We start from the raw sequence: 15,562 nt of genomic DNA, 5'->3' as shown, positions 1-15,562 counted from the left end.
TCCGTGTCGGCGGCCCGCAACACGATCACGGTGTGCTCGAAGATGTACGGATCAGCGGTGGCCCGCCGCACACAGGTGGCGAACCCTGCCGCCTGCGCGGGCAACCCCGCCCACTGCGCCACCGCCAGGAACTGCTCCTGGAACGGAACCGTCGCCATCGGACCCCCAGCCTGTGCGCCTCCAACCAGGGTGGAGCACCTCCCTTGCGGGCACAGTCGGACCATGGACGCCCGATACCGCAATGGCACTCGCTCGGCGAGACGGTTTCCCGACGCCATGATCGGCCGGACAGGCCCTAACGTGAGGGCAGGCCCAGCTTGGTCAGGGTCTCGCGCAGCGTGTGCCGCCCGGCCATCGACTCCGGCCCGCGCAGCCGCGCGAGCACCCGCCCGCTCCACGTGCCGGCACCCCCGAAACGCCGGAAGTACGCCGCCAGCCGCTCGTCGTAGGCCGGAATGTGCGCATCGGCCGCGGCGGCGTCGTACTGCTCGTGGTGCAGCACGGCGGCCTGCGGCAGCCGGGGCTTGACGTCCGCCTGCTCGGCCGGGTCGGGCTCGCCGACCGCCAGCCCGAACGCGGCGACCGCGTGCGGCGGCAGGCCCAGCTCCGCCGCGATCTCGGCCGGATGGTTGCGCACCGCGCCGACGAACACGCTGCCGAGCCCGAGCGACTGCGCCGCCACGACGGCGTTCTGCGCGGCGAGCGCGGTGTCGACGAACCCGATGAGCGTCGTCTCCAGGTAGTCCGCGGCGTCCAGGGGCGTGCCCGCCGCCCCGGCCAGCCGCCGCGCCCGCGACAGATCCGCCACCCAGACGAGGAAGAGCGGCGCCCGCGCGACGAACTCCTGCTGCCCGGCCAGCTCGGCCAGGCGCGCCTTGCGCTCCGGGTCCCGGACGGCGACGACGCTCCACGGCTGCAGGTTCGACGAGGTGGCGGCCGACTGCGCCGCCGCGACGATCGCGGTGAGCTCGGCGTCGCTCACGGGCCGGTCGGTGAACTTGCGCACCGACCGGCGCGCCAGCTGCAGCTCCAGCACGCCGGTGGAGACGCCGAGATCAAGGGGTACGCCGTAGCGCGCGGAAGCAGTCGTCACGCCGCCAACGTATCCGCCCGTCCCCGCCTGATTGGCCATCGCGAAGGTGCGAGGAGCATCACGCGGGTCCCGGCCTGATCGGATCTCCGTTGACGGGCGGCGCCCGGGACGGGGAGAGTGGGCGGATGCTGTCCGTTGTGGGCTACGAGAATCTGCCCGGCTGTCCGTCGCCGATGGCGGCGCTACGGCGTTGACTGCGGGACCGGGGCATCGACTGGATGCCGTTCGCGGATGACGAGGTCCGCTGGGGGCTCGGCTGCGGCATCGGGGCGGACGGGCACTGGCACGGGTGGTTCGACGTCCGGGTCGACGAGGACGCGCTGCGCCGGGTCGGGTTGCATCCCGGTCAGCCGAGTTCGCTCGTCGCCGGTCCGTCGCCGCCGGGCTGGTGGCATGCGGCCGCGGAGCGGCGGTTGACAGCGCGCTGAGGGCGGTGTCACGGTCGGCGGATGGCGTACGACTTCGATGTCCTCGTCATCGGGTCCGGGTTCGGCGGCTCGGTGAGCGCGTTGCGGCTGACCGAGAAGGGCTACCGGGTCGGGGTGCTGGAGTCCGGCCGGCGGTTCGCGGACGACGAGTTCGCGCGGACGTCGTGGCGGGTCCGGGACTATCTCTGGGCGCCGGCGCTCGGGTGTTTCGGGATTCTGCGGCTCACGATGCTGCGGGACGTGCTCGTGCTGTCCGGGGTGGGCGTCGGCGGGGGCTCGCTCGGCTACGCCAACACGCTGTACGAGCCGCCGGACACGTTCTTCGCCGACCGGCGCTGGGCGGGGCTCACGGACTGGAAGGCGGAGCTGGCGCCCTGCTACGACCAGGCGTCGCGGATGCTCGGCGTGGTGACGAGCCCGCTGACCACGCGGGCGGACGTGGTGCTGCGGGAGGTGGCCGCCGAGCTGGGGGTGGAGCACAGCTATCGGCGTACGCCGGTCGGGGTCCTCTTCTCCCGCGACGGTGAGCGGGCCGGCGCGCGGGTGCCGGATCCCTTCTTCGGCGGGGCGGGTCCCGAGCGGCGCACGTGCACGACGTGCGGCTCGTGCATGACCGGTTGCCGGGTCGGCGCCAAGAACACGCTCGTCAAGAACTACCTGTGGCTCGCGGAACGGGCCGGCGCCACGGTGCATCCCCGCACGACAGTGACCTCGATCCGCCCGCGGGGGGACGGCTACGTCGTGCGGACAAGGAGGAGGAAGACGTTCACGGCCCGGCAGGTGATCGTCGCGGCCGGCGCGCTCGGGACGCAACGGCTGCTGCTGCGGATGCGCGACAAGGGACTGCTGCCGCACCTGTCGCCCCGGCTCGGGGAGCTCACGCGCACGAACTCGGAGTCGATCGTGGGCGCGCGGGCCCGTACGGAGAAGGGGTTGCATCGCGGGGTCGCCATCACGTCGTCGATCCATCCCGACGCGGTGACCCACATCGAGCCCTTCCGCTACGGGCCGGGCAGCAACCTGCTCGCCGCGCTCGCCACGGCGCTCGTCAGCGACACCGGGCGCCGGCCCCGCTGGCTCACCGCCGTGGCGACGGTCGCGCGGGCGGGACGCGACCTCCCCCTGTACGTCTCCCCGCGCCGCTGGTCGGAGCAGAGCATCGTGCTGCTCGGGATGCAGACGCTGGACAACTCGCTGACGCTGGTCCGCCGGCACGGGCGCCTCACGAGCCGGCCCGGCGCCGGCGCGCCGAATCCCGTCTCGGTGCCGGCCGCCCACGACGTGGCCCGCCGGGTCGCGGCGAAGATCGGCGGGGTGCCGATGGGTTCGGTCACCGAGCTCGCCAACCGGCCGATCACCGCGCACTTCCTCGGGGGCTGCACGATCGGATCCGGTCCCGATGCGGGGGTGTGCGATCCCTACCAGCGGGTGTACGGCCACCCGGGCCTGCACATCGTCGACGGCTCGGTGCTCCCGGCCAACCCCGGGGTCAACCCGTCGCTCACGATCACCGCCCTCGCGGAGCGCGCCCTCGCGATGTGGCCGAACAACGGCGAGCCGGATCCGCGCCCGCCGCTCGGGGATCCCTACGTGCGGGTGCCCCCGGTGCCGCCGCACCACCCCGCCGTGCCGGCCACGGCCCCGGGCGCGCTACGACTGGGCGATGGCCCGGGCGACGCGGCGTGACTCCAGCGCCCCCTGCCGGAGCATCCCGCCCAGCGTCACGTCGTAGCCCACGAAGTAGAGCCCCGGCCGGGCCGCCGCGCCCCCGTGCACGTGCGGCACGCCGGTCGAGTCGAACAGCGCCGGATCGTCGAACAGCTCGCGCAGCCCGGTCCCGTACCCGGTCGCCGCAATGACCGCGTCGGGCCGCAGGCTCGTGCCGTCGGCCAGCTGCACGGCGGTCTCGGTGAAGCCCTCGACGGCGGCGACCGGGCGGACCCGGCCGGCCCGCACGTCGCGGACGATGCCGACGTCCTGCAGCGGCACGTAGCGCTCGGTGCGCAGCCGGGTCTTCAGCCCCGTCACGGGGCGCGGGATCCCGTACGGCCGCAGGTCGGGAATCTCGGCCCGGGACTGCACCGCGGCCATCGCGTTGAACACCGGCTCCGGCAGCCCGCTCAGCAGCACGCCGCTCAGCTGCACCGGCCAGCCCGCGGTCTGGCGCCGGACGATCTGCGGCGGCGTGCGGATCGCCAGGCTGACCGCCGCGGCCCCGCCCGCCGCCAGGTCCGAGGCGATCTCGGCGCCGCTGTTGCCCGGCCCGACCACCAGCACGTCCTTGCCCCGGTACGGCCCGGCGTCGCGGTACTCCGCCGAGTGCGTCAGCGAGCCGGTCCACCGCTCGCGGCCCGGCCACGGCGGCACCACCGGCGTGTGCAGATAGCCGGTGGCGACGACCAGCGTCCGCGCCGGCTGCTCGGATCCGTCGCCCAGGCGCAGGGTCCAGCCGTCGGGGCCCGCCTCGACACCCGTGACGGTGGTGCCGGTGCGCACGTCGAGACCGAAGCGATCGGCGTACGCCTCCAGGTAGCGCACCAGGTCGTCGCGGCGCACCCAGCGCCCGTACGCCCGGGGGATCGGGAATCCCGGCAGGCCGGACAGCCGCCGGGTGGTGTGGAGCTTGAGCCGGTCGTAGCGGCCCCGCCAGCTCGTGGCCACGCCCGGGCCGCGCTCGAGCACGACGGAGTCCACGCCCCGCGTCTTGAGCTGCGCCGCCACGGCGAGCCCGGCGGCACCGGCCCCGAGCACGATCACGTCGGTCACTGGGTCTCCCGTCAGCGGAGGCGCTCGGCCAGGGCGGTCACGGTGTCGAGCACCAGCGCGCGATCCAGGAGCTTACGCTCGTACGCCTGGTGGATCGACCAGCCCTCGATGAGCGCGTCGATGGCCCGGCTCGCCCGCTCCGAGAAGTGCGTCTGCAGGCTGGCGTGGCTGCGGGCGAGCCACTGGCGGCCGGTCTCCGCGACGGTCGCGTTGTGGTTCGCGTAGGCGTACATCTCGTAGATCAATGTCTGCTCGCGCTCGGTCCCGTACTCGTCGCCGCAGATGAGGTCCGTCACGGCCGCGCACGCGGCAGCGAGGTCGGGGGCCGCGGCGAGGGCGGCGCCGTAGCGCTCGGACATCGACTCGCCGAGGTGCCGGAACGCCTGCTCGAGGATCGCGTCGAGGCTCGCGAAGTGGTAGGTGAGCGAGCCCAGCGGCACCCCCGCCCGCTCGGCGATGCGGCGGTGCGTGGTGCGGTGCACGCCGTGGTCCGCGATCACCGCCAGGGTGGCGTCGAGGATGCGCTGCTTGCGCCGGGGATCGTTGGCGACCCGCCGGGTCCCGGCCATGTGATCCTCCTCGCGGTCGCGCCGCCGGAAAGTGTGTACGTTCGTACACAGATTACGTCGTGCAGGGAGACACCATGGACACCGCCACCGCCCGGCGCCGCGCCGCGCTCTTCGCGCTGTTCTTCGTGCCGGGGCTGGGCATCTCGTCGTGGGTCACGCGCACCCCGGCGATCCGTGACCTGCTCGGTGCGTCGACGGCGGAGATGGGCCTCGTGCTCTTCGGCCTGTCGGCCGGATCCATGGCCGGCATCCTGAGCTCCGGGCTGCTCGTGCAGCGCTTCGGCACCCGCCCGGTGGTCGCCGCCGGCGCGCTCTCGGCCGTCGCGAGCCTCTTCGTCATCGGCGGCGGCGCCGCGCTGTCGCAGAGCCTGGTCGTGGCGGCCGGGCTGTTCCTCTTCGGCCTGGGCGTCGGCGGCGGCGAGGTCGCCATGAACGTCGAGGGCGCCGCCGTCGAGCGCCTCATCGACCGGCCCGTGCTGCCCACGCTGCACGGCTTCTTCAGCTTCGGCACGGTCGTGGGCGCCCTGGCCGGCATGGTGCTCACGGCGACCGGCTTCCCGGTGCAGTGGCACCTCGTCGCGGTCGGGGTGCTCACGCTGCCGGTCGCGCTGATCGCCGTCCGGCAGATCCCGCCGGGCACCGGGCGCTCCGCGGCCCGCACCGCGGCCAAGGGCCCCGCGGTCTGGCGCGACAAGCGTCTCCTGCTGATCGGCGTCATCGTGCTCGCGATGGCCCTCGCCGAGGGCGCCGCCAACGACTGGCTGCCCCTCATCATGGTCGACGGCCACGGCTTCGCCCCGGCGTGGGGATCCGCGGTCTACGTGCTCTTCGCCGCGGCCATGACGATCGGCCGCTTCGGCGGCAACTGGTTCCTCGACCGCTTCGGCCGCGCGGCCGTCCTGTGCGCCAGCGCCGTCATCGGAGGGACGGGCGTCGCGCTGGTCATCATCGTCGACAACCAGGCCGTGGCGGCGGCCGCGGTGCTGCTCTGGGGCCTCGGCGCGGCGCTGGGCTTCCCGGTCGCCCTGTCCGCGGCCGGCGACTCGGGCGACAACGCGACGGCCCGCGTGTCCCTGGTCGCGACGGTGGGCTACGTCGCGTTCCTGGTCGGGCCGCCGGTCCTCGGCTTCCTCGGCGAGCACTACGGCCTGCGCGGCGCGATGGTCGCCGTGCTGGCCCTGGTCGCCGTGGCCGCGGTGGCCGCCCCGGCCCTGCGTACGCCGGCGGCTGCCGCCTCCGAAGCCCAGCACGAGCCCGTCTGAGCCGGCCGGGCCCGGAACGGCACGGCTGTCGGCCCGTACCCTGTCAGCCGAACTTGATCCACTCTCCCTCGGAGACGACCTCGACCGCGCCGTCGACGACGGCGAGGGCGGTCTGCTCGTCGATGGCGTAGGCCGGGCCGCCGATGTCCGCGGCCCAGCGTTCGGCGTCCGCCGGGGTGTGGAAGAGGTGGAGGTGCGGGAAGATCGAGAAGCCGACCACGCCCAGGGTGCGGTCGTCCGGGGCGCCCGGCCACTCGACGAAGGAGTCGCCGATCCGCGGGGTCAGCACCATGCTGCCCGCGCTGACCCCGACCCAGACCTTGTTCGGCAGCGTCGGCAGCAGCTCGGCCAGCCCCGATGCGCGCATCCAGTGGGCGAGGTAGGTCGCGTCGCCGCCGTCGGCCAGGAGCACGTCGGCCTCGCGGACCCACGGCACCCACCGGTCCGCGCCGATGGTGGGCAGCGCGGTCAGCTCGAGGACGCCGAGCGACGCCCAGCCCAGGCCGGTGAGGAACCGCCAGTCGGCCGGGGGATCGGCGGCGATCAGCCCGCGTACCGAGTCCGGGCCGCACATCGGGTGGCCCCACTGGGCGGTCGGGATGACGAGCGCCCGGCACTCGGCGATCGGCTTGCCCAGCAGCCGGACGAGCGCCGCCTGGATGCTGGGGTTCGTGACGCCGCCGGAGGTCAGCAGGAGCTTCACCGGGCCCCCTCGCGCAGCCACGCGTCCAGCTCCGGGTCGGGCAGCAGCTCGCGCACCTCCTGGGCGCACCGGCACGCGGCGGCGATCTTCGCGGCCCACGGCAGCGCCGCCTCGCGCGAGGGCACGTCCACGACGACGAACCCGCCGATGACCTCCTTGGTCTCCGGGTAGGGCCCGTCGGTGACCAGCCCGTCGGTGGCCACGACGGCGGCCCGCTGGCTCTGCAGCCCGGCGCCGAAGACGAACACGCCGGCGTCCACGGCCTCCCGGATCACCGCGTGCGAGGCCTTGCCCACCTCGGGCAGCTCCTCGGCGGTGATGTGGTCCATCCCGCCGTCGTCGAACGAGATCAGGTACCGCGGCATGTCATGACTCCCTTGTCCCGGCAACCTCGACCGGTTGCCTCCTGCCGGTACTACGAACGACCCGACCCCGGATCGGACGAGCGACGGGAAGAATTCTGCCGCAGGTTTCCGCCGCCCGCGGCGAGGCGGGTCTGCGCGTCGACCAGCCGGTCCATCAGGGTCAGCAGCGTGTCGACGTCCTCGGCGGGCCAGCCGGCGGTCAGGGCGCGCACGGCCTCGTCCTGCCACGCGTGCGCCCACCGCAGCAGCTCCTCGCCGGCGGCGGTGATGCTGACGCCCGCCGGGGTGCCGACCCGGGCGGGGGAGTTGACCTGCGCCATGTGGCCGTCTGGCTGACCGGCACGTCGCCCGAGGCGGACTGGTTCGTTCGCCTCGCCGAGCAGGGCACGTTCTACGCTCGCCGGTGACCGGGGCGGTCGCGTAGCTCGCTGGGGGCGGCGGAGTCGCGCGGCGTCGAGGCGTCGATCACCGCGGGCCGTGCCCGGCTGACCTGCGCGAACGGGAGGCTGAGATCATCGCGCCGCGTAAATGTATGGTGTGGCCGTCAGTGATCCATGATCTCGCCGCGAGGAAGTCTGCCCATGGGCCCCCGTCGAACCCTCCGCCGAGCCGCCACCGCGGTGCTGGGTCTGTTGCTCGCCGTGCCGGTGGTTGCCGCGCCCGCGGTCTCCGCCGCCTCGGCCGCCCCGGTCTCGTCGCTCGGCGTCGCTGCTCAGCGCCGCGAGGACGTCAAGTACTACCGGGTGCGGTCGTCCTACAACGGAGAGCCCGAGTTCCTCTACGAGATCGCCGAGCGCTTCCTCGGGGACGGCGACCGCAACCCCGAGCTGTTCGAGCTGAACAAGGGCCGGGTCCAGCCCGACGGACGGGTGTTGGAGAAGCCCGAGGAGATCGAGCCCGGCTGGATCCTGATCCTGCCCGAGGACGCCCAGGGCGAGGGCATCGAGGTCGGCCCGCTGCCCAGCGCCCCCGCGACCGAGGCGGCGTCGGCGCCCGCCCCGGCGCCCAGCCAGGCCGCGGCGCCGGCGGGGGAGAAGTCGTCCCCGGCGCTGCTCATCGTGCTGATCGTCGCCGGCGTGCTCGTGCTCGCCGGCCTCGCGATCGTCGCCTGGCTGCTGCTGCGCCGGCGCCGGCCGGCCGCGCCCGGTGCCGCCCCGCGGGTGCCCAAGCAGCGGGGCAGGCCCGTGGCGGCCGCGCCGCCCTCGCGCATTTTCGACACCGCGGCGGCCTGGACTGTCGACCGGGCCCTGCGGGTGCTCGTCACCGGCGCCGGCGCCGCGGGCCGTCCGGTTCCCGCCGTGTACGGCGTCTCGCTCGACGAGACCCGCATCGTGCTGCGCCTCGCGGCTCCCGACGACAGCCCCACCTCGCCGTGGGAAGCCGTGGAGAACGGCCGTGTGTGGCAGGCGCCGCTGCGGGACCTGCAGGCCCTGCCCGCCGGCGACGTCGGCAGCCCGTGCCCGCGCCTGGTGACGCTCGGCGTGGCGGGCGGCGTCCGCGAGCTGGTCGACCTCGGCCAGGCCACCGGCATCATCAGCCTGCAGGGCGACGGCGCCGCGGCCCGGGCCCTGATCGCCTCGTGGGCCGAGGAGCTCACCACCAGCCCGTGGGCCGAGGGCGTCCGGGTCGTGGCCGGCGACGTCCGCCCGCACCTGGCCGGCGGCCCGCGGCTCACGTCGCTGGGCGGGGTCCGCGAGGCCATCACCGAGGCCGAGGGCGGCGACGGCGATCACACCGTCGCGCTGGGCGGGGGACCGGCCGGCCTCCCCGCGAGCATCGGCGTGCTCATCCTCGGGTCGGCACCCGGCGGGCATGACCTCGAGCGCGTGCAGCAGCTGGCCGGCCGGGCCGACGCGGTCTGGGTGGTCATCGTGCTCGGCCAGACCCGCTACGACCGGTGGCGCTTCGCCATCGCCGCCGACGGCCGCCTCGACACCGGCGCGCTCGGCATCACCGTCTACACCGGCGGCGCCGGCCGCCTCGCCAGAAAGTAGTTGCCCGGCACCGACTCGATGTCCTCCGGCGGGCGGCTCCCGCGGAACACCGGCACGAAGCCGGCCGCGGTGAGCCGCTCCTCCACCTCGTCCGCCGGCATCCAGTAGGCGTCGAACTCGATGCCCAGGCCGGTCGACCTGCCCCGCCGCTGCCGGCTGCCGTCGCCGTCCTGCGCGGCGATCACGACGTGACCGCCCGGCTTGACGACCCGGGCCAGCTCGGCGAAGGCGACGGGCCGGTCCTCCGGCGCCAGGAAGATCAGCGAGTACCAGCACACCGCGCCGGCCAGTTCCCCGTCCGCGAAGGGCAACGCCCGCAGGTCTCCGACCCGGAAGTCCACCCCCGGATGATCCCGGCGGGCCACCCGCACCATCTCCGGCGCCAGGTCGACGCCGCGCGGGCTCAGACCCAGGCCCTGGAGGTACGGGATCAGCCGCCCGGTGCCGCTCCCGACGTCCAGGACCTCGGTGCCCACCCCCGCCGCGCGCGTCACCTCGCCGAAGAAGGCGAGCATCATCCGCTCGACGGGCATCCGGTCGAGCAGCCCGTCGAGGTGCTCGAGATAGAAGGCGGCGAGCTTGTCGTGCGCTTCGCGGAGTTCCACAGTGCTCGGATCGGTCGTCACGCCCGGCACCCTACCCAGTCTTCGCGGAATCCCTTTGCCGTGTTCAGCCGCCATTCATGTTGCGCAGGGGAAAATGGGCGGCTCGCCTCCGGGGTCTCCGGCGAGCGCGGCCGGGACCACGCAGGAACGGGGTACAGATGACCATGACGGCGGAATCACCCGGGCGGACCGTGGTGGTGCGACGGCCGTCCGGTGCGACGGTGCGGTGGGTCTTCCTCGCGCTGGCCGTCGTCGGGCTGATCACCGTCATGCCGAAGGTGATCAGCTGGAGCGACGCCAGCCGGATGGGCACCGTGCAGGCCGTCGTCGACTTCCACACCTTCCGGATCGACCGGACGCCGTTCCACACCACCGGCGACAAGGTCTTCATCGGCGGGCACTACTTCTCCGACAAGCTGACCGGGCCGGCGCTGCTCGGCGCGGTCGTCTACTGGCCGCTGTCGGCGCTCGGGCTCAAGCTCGGCTACGGCTGGAACCTCGCCTACTACCTGATCACGCTCCTGACGGTGAAGCTGTCGTGGTTCCTCGGCCTGGTCGCCTTCTTCAAGGCTTTGCGCTACACGCCGCTGACCGAGGGCAAGCGGATCTGGCTGACGCTGGCCCTGGGCCTGGGCTCGCTCTGTTTCACCTGGTCGGCGACCTTCAACAACCACTCGCTCGCCGCGTCCTGGGTCGCGATCGGCTTCTTCTTCCTGCTGCGCGCCCGGCACGGCGAGCGGGTGCGGCTCAGCATCTTTCTGGCCGGGGTGTTCCTGTCGCTCACCGGCGGCACGGACCTGCCGATCATGGCGGTCTACGGCGGGTTCCTGCTCTACGTGCTCGCCGACCGGACGCTGCGCCGCCACGTGGGGTGGTACCTGCTTCCGGTGCTGCTGACCGCGGTGCCGCCGCTGCTGGTGAACCACCACATCTCCGGCAGCTTCGTGCCGGTGCAGCTGGTCACCGAGTACTTCCAGTATCCCGGCACGTTCTGGAAGCCCTCGATGCTCACCGGCGCCGGCATGAATTCCGGGTCGTTCCTCGCCTGGTACGTATTCACCGCGCTGATCGGCTCCCGCGGCTTCCTGCACCACAGCCCGCTGCTGTTCCTCGCGATCCCGTTCCTGCTGCGCGAGCTGCGCCCGAGCCGGCCGTTCTTCCGCGAGGCGCTGGTGACCGTCGTGGTGACCGTGCCGATCGTCGCCTACTACCTGCTCTACTCCAACAACTACGGCGGCTACAGCTACAGCATCCGCTGGTTCGTCCCGCTGCTGCCGCTGCTGTTCTTCTTCCTCCACCCGGTGCTGGACGGCGGACGCCTGCTGCGGGTGGCGTTCTTCGTGCTGTTCGCGGCCGGCGTGGTGATCGCGACGATCGGGCTGATCAACCCGTTCGCCTACATGACCTACGCGGACTATCCGCCGCTGGCGAACCTCCGGACGATCCCCGGCCTCCTGCGCGACATCCGCGGGTCCTGAGGCCGGGGCTCGTCCGGAAGGGTCTCGCTCCGGTCAGTTCGCCGGGGGCCTCGGCAGGGCCTGGCCGGTGAACATCGAGGTGCCCGCCGCCCGGGCGCCCGGCTGCACGTCGCTCCGGGTGAACAGGTACGGCGTCAGGGTCGCGTCCCGCGTCGTGTAGCCCCAGGTGGAGCCGCCGTTCGAGGCGAAGGTGAGGACCTTCGGGTCGGTGCGCACCGGCCGCTCGTTCGCCGCCACGTCGTGCCAGGTCCCGCTGCTCGCGCCCGTCTCCAGCACCGGCTGGACGTAGCCGTTCGTGGTCAGGAAGACCACGGCGAGCGCCCCGGACAGCGGATCCATCACGATGCTCGGGTCGCCGGCGGCCACGACGTCGCTGATCGGGGTCCAGGCGGCGTCGAACGTACCGTCGCTGTGCTCGCCCTTCACGACGATGCGGCCGTCGGTGTCCCGCATCGCGACCCAGGTGTAGTAGCCGGTGACCGTCACGGCGGACGGCGTACCGGTGAAGCTGCCGCCCAGGTTGGTGAAGTCGCCCAGCGCGCCGTTGCGGTAGGCGGCCGTCAGCACGGCTCCGCTGGAGTTGCGGACGAAGACGCGCAGGCCGTCACGGATGGTGACCACGGCGGGCTCGCCCACCAAGGCGCCCTCACCGACGATGCGCCACTTGCCGATCGGCAGGGAGGTGCCGTCCTGCGGCAGGTGCCACAGCCGCCCGTTGAACACCTCGAAGCCGACGAGCTTGCCGTCCGGGAGCTTGCCGGTGACGATCTGCTCGGGGCTGGTGCCCCCGACGTCGGCCAGCGTGCCGAAGGTGTTCACCCCCTTGGTGGTCTGCGTCGTGAGGTTGACGTCGCCGTCGACGGCGTTGCGCGCGGCGACCTGCACCCGGCCGTCGGCCTGGACGGCGACGGCGGGGTGCCCGGCGTACTGGTCGAGCCCGCCGACGGTCTCCCACACGGTGGTCGACGTCGAGCCGGGGTCGCTCTGGTACGCCCGGTAGAGGCGACCGGCGTCGTTCGTGTAGGCGTAGACCAGCGGGCCCAGGGCCGCCCCGGCCGCCGCGCCGCCCTGCACCGCCACGATCGGCCCGTCGGCCTGCGGCGACAGCGCGCCGATCGTGCTGCCCAGCGACGGCGGGAAGTAGAACTGGTCGTTCAGCGCGGTCGTGCTCGTGCCGCAGGTGTACTGCACGACGGCGACGTTGATGTCCTGCGAGCTGGACGGCACGTTGAGGCACTTGTCGCTGAACACGTTGCGGACCCGGAACGTCGTCCGCCCGGCCACCGCCTCGAACTTCCAGAGGTTGTTGCGGTACGTGTCGGCACAGGTCAGCTGGACGATCGCGGTGTTGTTCGCGGTCGAGTTGCCGGGGTCGGCCAGGCACTTGCCCGACTGGTTGCCGACGATCAGGTAACCGCCGGTCCGCGCCTCGACCCGGAACTTGTCGTTGGCGTAGTTGTCGCCGCACGTGTACTGGATCAGCGCGCCCTGGTCGACCAGGCTGCCGCCCTTGATGGCCAGGCACTTCGCCGAGTGCCCGGCGCGGATCTGGATGCCCGCGGCCGGGGTGATCGCCGCCCGCGCGACCCCCGGCCCGGCCACGACGGCCGTGGCGACCAGCGTGCCGAGCGCGACGGCCCCCGCCGCCGCCCGGCGCAGGACTGCTCCGATGTTCAATGTGACTCCCGTTCGAGATCACGCCCCGATGACGCCGATCAAGCTGTCACCTTGAGTGCGCGTCCCGCTACCTTCAGGTCGGAAGCCGCCGTGAACAGACGGAGACGCCGCGATGAACGCCGGGCGGACCGCCTGGTCGTGATCACGACCGTCCACGCTGACGCCGCCCGTCAGCCGCGTGCCACGTTCAGGGTCCCGACCCCGGCGGTCGCGTCGAGGTCGATGCGGTTGCCGCCCTTCGCGAAGGCGTCGTTCTGGAAGGTCGCGTCGCGGGCCACGCCCTCGTCCCGGCGGCCGTCGAAGGTCACCTCGCCGGCGCCGCGCCGCATCCTGACCCGGACCGGCACGTCGCGCCCGGCCGTGACCGTGAACTGGTCGATGCCGCCGGACATGCGGACCGGGAGGGTGCCGCTCGGGCGGGGCAGCTCGACGGACAGGTCGGCCGCGTCGCCGGCGAGCGTGAGCCGGTCCAGCTTGGCGGCGCCGAGGCCGAGCAGGGCCTTGCTGACCCCGCCCGTGAGGGTGAGCCGCCAGCGCACGTCGCCGGCGAGGGTCACCTCGACCTCCTCGTCGCCCGCGCGGCCGGTGGGGTCCAGGAAGAGCCGGAGCGTGCCGTCCGCCTCGACCACGCGCGGCGTCACGCTGCTGCCCTGCGGTGCGGTGACCCGGTAGAGGTCACCGGCGAGGTCGGCCACGTCCAGCCGCACCAGGGCGGCGTTGCTCACCAGCTCGAAGGCCGCTCCGGTGCGGCCGCCGGCCGGCGCGGTGACGGTCGTCGCCGGGGCGTCGATGCCGGGGCCGGTGCTGCTGAGGCCGGGGGACGGGTCCGGGGCGAGGCCCGGCGCGGCGGGGCCGGCGGCGGGCATCCGCAGGTCCAGCGTGCCGTTGTCCCACAGCATGTAGCCGGCGCCGGCGATCACCACCAGCAGGACCAGCGTGACGACGAGCCCGGTACGCCGGCGCGGGCGCCCGGGCTCGGCGCGGGTCCGCAGGGTGATGGCGGGTCCCGGCGGAGGAGGCGCGTCGTCGAAGCCGGCCGGCGGCCCCGTGCGGTGCGGCGCGTCCGGCCAGTAGTCGGAGATCGGGGGGAGGGGGCCGGGGTCGGTGGGCGGCTGCTGGTCCACGGCGGACTCCTGGTACTCGGCGGTTGTCCTCAGTGACTACGCAGCCGGGAGCCCCGGGGATGAAGGAAACGGCGGTGTCGCGGGAAGGGGGTTCCGCGACACCGCCGTTGCGGGGAAGGATCAGCGCACCCGGCGGGTGACCAGTCTTTGCAGGACGATGAAGGCGAACAGCAGCGCCCCGACGACGATGCGGGTCCACCACGAGCTGAGCGTGCCCTGGAACGTGAGGATCGTCTGGATCAGGCCCAGCACGAGCACGCCGAGGACCGTACCGAAGAGATAGCCGGACCCGCCGGTGAGCAGGACCCCGCCGATCACCACGGCGGCGATCGCGTCCAGCTCGAGGCCCTGGGCGTGCAGGCTGTAGCCGGAGAGCATGTAGAAGCTGAGCAGGATCCCGCCCAGCGCCGAGCAGAAGCCGCTGACCGCGTAGACGCCGATCCGGGTGCGGCCCACCGGCAGGCCCATGAGCAGCGCGGAGTCCGCGTTGCCGCCGATGGCGTAGACCGTACGGCCGAAGCGGGTGTAGGCCAGGACGTAGGCGCCGATCAGGACCACCACCAGGGCGACCACGACGCTCGACGAGATGAACACGCCGGGGGCGAAGCGGATGCGCTGCTGGGCGACCGAGGTCCAGAAGCCGTCGGTGATGGTGATCGAGTTGCGGTTGATGAGCAGCGCCAGCCCCCGGGCGAGGAACATGCCGGCGAGCGTGGCGATGAACGGTTCGATCTTGAAGAAGTGGATCACCGCGCCCATGCCGGTGCCGAAGAGCGTGCCGCCCAGCAGCATCGCGGGCAGCACCACCGCCGGCGGCCAGCCCGCGTCGAGCAGCGTGGCGGCGAGCGTCGTGGTCAGGGCCACCACGGCGCCGACGGACAGGTCGATGCCGCCGGTCAGGATCACGAACGTCATGCCGGCCGCGACCACGAGCAGGAACGCGTTGTCGACGAGGATGTTGAGGACGACCTGGGTGTCGGAGAAGCCGCGGTAGTTGGCGGTGCCGATGACGTACATGACGACCAGCAGCGCCAGGGTGGCCAGGACCGGCAGCTGCCGCATCCGCGGCCGGTAGACCCGGTTGCGCGCGGGCGGCGCCTGCTTGTTGGTGGCGGGAGTCGTGCCGAGCGCCGTCATGCTGTCACCTCGACAACGGCGGTCTTGCGACGCCGCAGGACCAATGTGCGGAAGGTCGCGGACTGGACCAGGCAGAGGACGACCACGACGACCGCCTTGAAGAGCAGCGTGGTCTCGACCGGGATGCCGAGCGTGACCGTGGTGACGTTCAGCGCCTCGATGAGGACGGCGCCGAGCGTGGTGCCGGCCAGCGAGAAATGCCCGCCGGTCAGGGCCGTGCCGCCGATGACGACGGCGAGGATGGCGTCCAGCTCGATGAGGTTGCCGGCCGCGTTGCTGTCGGCGCTGGACACGTTCGAGCTGTAGATGAGCCCCGCGATGCCGGCGCACAGCCCCGCGAAGACGTAGACGAGCAGGGTCA

The 15,562-nt window shown here is 73.2% G+C and carries 16 protein-coding genes; 5 read left to right on the top strand and 11 right to left on the bottom strand.

The window, feature by feature from the left end:
- Positions 1 to 295: 295 nt before the first annotated feature.
- The gene (locus RBH18_RS38085; RefSeq protein ID WP_306215361.1) at positions 296 to 1,093 is read right to left on the bottom strand and encodes a nitroreductase family protein; all 798 of its coding nucleotides are present in this window, start codon (positions 1,091 to 1,093) and stop codon (positions 296 to 298) included.
- A 218-nt stretch (positions 1,094 to 1,311) separates the two neighbouring features.
- Here RBH18_RS38085 and RBH18_RS38080 point away from each other — a divergent pair, with 218 nt between their 5' ends.
- Positions 1,312 to 1,521, top strand: a complete 210-nt coding sequence (locus RBH18_RS38080; protein ID WP_306215360.1) for a hypothetical protein — start codon at positions 1,312 to 1,314, stop codon at positions 1,519 to 1,521.
- A 21-nt stretch (positions 1,522 to 1,542) separates the two neighbouring features.
- Positions 1,543 to 3,207: an FAD-dependent oxidoreductase gene (locus RBH18_RS38075; protein WP_306215359.1), complete on the top strand. Its 1,665-nt coding sequence runs from the start codon at positions 1,543 to 1,545 to the stop codon at positions 3,205 to 3,207.
- On the opposite strand, the gene RBH18_RS38070 is transcribed toward RBH18_RS38075, so the two are convergent.
- Both RBH18_RS38070 and RBH18_RS38065 read right to left on the bottom strand, forming a co-directional pair.
- A complete protein-coding gene (locus RBH18_RS38070; RefSeq protein WP_306215358.1) occupies positions 3,172 to 4,287 on the bottom strand; it encodes a flavin-containing monooxygenase in 1,116 nt (371 codons plus the stop codon). The genes RBH18_RS38075 and RBH18_RS38070 overlap by 36 nt on opposite strands.
- Before the next feature lie 11 nt (positions 4,288 to 4,298).
- Complete coding sequence (locus RBH18_RS38065; RefSeq protein WP_306215357.1) at positions 4,299 to 4,856, bottom strand: TetR/AcrR family transcriptional regulator; 558 nt, start codon at positions 4,854 to 4,856, stop codon at positions 4,299 to 4,301.
- A 74-nt stretch (positions 4,857 to 4,930) separates the two neighbouring features.
- Between RBH18_RS38065 and RBH18_RS38060 the strand changes: the two genes are divergently transcribed.
- Positions 4,931 to 6,118, top strand: coding sequence for an MFS transporter (locus RBH18_RS38060; RefSeq protein WP_306215356.1), 1,188 nt, complete (start codon positions 4,931 to 4,933; stop codon positions 6,116 to 6,118).
- Positions 6,119 to 6,161: 43 nt separating this feature from the next.
- Here RBH18_RS38060 and RBH18_RS38055 read toward each other — a convergent pair whose 3' ends face one another.
- Genes RBH18_RS38055 through RBH18_RS38045 form a run of 3 tightly spaced genes read right to left on the bottom strand, consistent with a single transcriptional unit; the run spans position 6,162 to position 7,506 of the window.
- The gene (locus RBH18_RS38055; protein WP_306215355.1) at positions 6,162 to 6,821 is read right to left on the bottom strand and encodes a Type 1 glutamine amidotransferase-like domain-containing protein; all 660 of its coding nucleotides are present in this window, start codon (positions 6,819 to 6,821) and stop codon (positions 6,162 to 6,164) included.
- A complete protein-coding gene (locus tag RBH18_RS38050) occupies positions 6,818 to 7,186 on the bottom strand; it encodes a YciI family protein (RefSeq protein ID WP_306215354.1) in 369 nt (122 codons plus the stop codon). The genes RBH18_RS38055 and RBH18_RS38050 overlap by 4 nt, the downstream gene beginning before the upstream one ends.
- A 50-nt stretch (positions 7,187 to 7,236) precedes the next feature.
- The gene (locus RBH18_RS38045) at positions 7,237 to 7,506 is read right to left on the bottom strand and encodes a hypothetical protein (RefSeq protein WP_306215353.1); all 270 of its coding nucleotides are present in this window, start codon (positions 7,504 to 7,506) and stop codon (positions 7,237 to 7,239) included.
- A gap of 261 nt (positions 7,507 to 7,767) precedes the next feature.
- On the opposite strand from RBH18_RS38045, the gene RBH18_RS38040 reads away from it, so the two are divergent.
- Positions 7,768 to 9,180, top strand: coding sequence for a hypothetical protein (locus tag RBH18_RS38040; RefSeq protein WP_306215352.1), 1,413 nt, complete (start codon positions 7,768 to 7,770; stop codon positions 9,178 to 9,180).
- Here RBH18_RS38040 and RBH18_RS38035 read toward each other — a convergent pair.
- Positions 9,144 to 9,806: a class I SAM-dependent methyltransferase gene (locus RBH18_RS38035; RefSeq protein ID WP_306215351.1), complete on the bottom strand. Its 663-nt coding sequence runs from the start codon at positions 9,804 to 9,806 to the stop codon at positions 9,144 to 9,146. The genes RBH18_RS38040 and RBH18_RS38035 overlap by 37 nt on opposite strands.
- A gap of 137 nt (positions 9,807 to 9,943) precedes the next feature.
- On the opposite strand from RBH18_RS38035, the gene RBH18_RS38030 reads away from it, so the two are divergent.
- Positions 9,944 to 11,263, top strand: a complete 1,320-nt coding sequence (locus RBH18_RS38030; protein WP_306215350.1) for a hypothetical protein — start codon at positions 9,944 to 9,946, stop codon at positions 11,261 to 11,263.
- 33 nt (positions 11,264 to 11,296) lie between these two features.
- Here the strand turns inward: RBH18_RS38030 and RBH18_RS38025 are convergent, their stop codons facing one another.
- From RBH18_RS38025 to RBH18_RS38010, 4 genes are all read right to left on the bottom strand, one after another.
- Positions 11,297 to 12,940 carry an RICIN domain-containing protein gene (locus tag RBH18_RS38025; protein ID WP_306215349.1) on the bottom strand — a complete coding sequence of 548 codons (1,644 nt, stop codon included), beginning with the start codon at positions 12,938 to 12,940 and terminating at the stop codon, positions 11,297 to 11,299.
- Between the two features lie 170 nt (positions 12,941 to 13,110).
- Positions 13,111 to 14,064, bottom strand: coding sequence for a hypothetical protein (locus tag RBH18_RS38020; RefSeq protein WP_306215348.1), 954 nt, complete (start codon positions 14,062 to 14,064; stop codon positions 13,111 to 13,113).
- A gap of 120 nt (positions 14,065 to 14,184) precedes the next feature.
- Positions 14,185 to 15,201, bottom strand: a complete 1,017-nt coding sequence (gene yjfF / locus RBH18_RS38015; protein ID WP_306215347.1) for a galactofuranose ABC transporter, permease protein YjfF — start codon at positions 15,199 to 15,201, stop codon at positions 14,185 to 14,187.
- The coding region (locus tag RBH18_RS38010) for an ABC transporter permease subunit (RefSeq protein WP_456237648.1) at positions 15,198 to 15,562 on the bottom strand (365 nt) is incomplete at its 5' end. The genes RBH18_RS38010 and yjfF, both read right to left, overlap by 4 nt.

The organism is Actinoplanes oryzae, from assembly GCF_030757795.1.
GTDB lineage: Bacteria > Actinomycetota > Actinomycetes > Mycobacteriales > Micromonosporaceae > Actinoplanes.
This window is presented reverse-complemented; position numbering and strand designations above follow the sequence as displayed.

Excerpts from the sequence above, each read along its gene's own strand:
- yjfF (WP_306215347.1), bottom strand. The coding sequence starts at position 15,201 with ATGACGGCGCTCGGCACGACTCCCGCCACCAACAAGCAGGCGCCGCCC.
- RBH18_RS38075 (WP_306215359.1), top strand. The coding sequence starts at position 1,543 with ATGGCGTACGACTTCGATGTCCTCGTCATCGGGTCCGGGTTCGGCGGC.
- RBH18_RS38060 (WP_306215356.1), top strand. The coding sequence starts at position 4,931 with ATGGACACCGCCACCGCCCGGCGCCGCGCCGCGCTCTTCGCGCTGTTC.
- RBH18_RS38030 (WP_306215350.1), top strand. The coding sequence starts at position 9,944 with ATGACCATGACGGCGGAATCACCCGGGCGGACCGTGGTGGTGCGACGG.
- RBH18_RS38065 (WP_306215357.1), bottom strand. The coding sequence starts at position 4,856 with ATGGCCGGGACCCGGCGGGTCGCCAACGATCCCCGGCGCAAGCAGCGC.
- RBH18_RS38040 (WP_306215352.1), top strand. The coding sequence starts at position 7,768 with ATGGGCCCCCGTCGAACCCTCCGCCGAGCCGCCACCGCGGTGCTGGGT.
- RBH18_RS38080 (WP_306215360.1), top strand. The coding sequence starts at position 1,312 with ATGCCGTTCGCGGATGACGAGGTCCGCTGGGGGCTCGGCTGCGGCATC.
- RBH18_RS38045 (WP_306215353.1), bottom strand. The coding sequence starts at position 7,506 with ATGGCGCAGGTCAACTCCCCCGCCCGGGTCGGCACCCCGGCGGGCGTC.
- RBH18_RS38050 (WP_306215354.1), bottom strand. The coding sequence starts at position 7,186 with ATGCCGCGGTACCTGATCTCGTTCGACGACGGCGGGATGGACCACATC.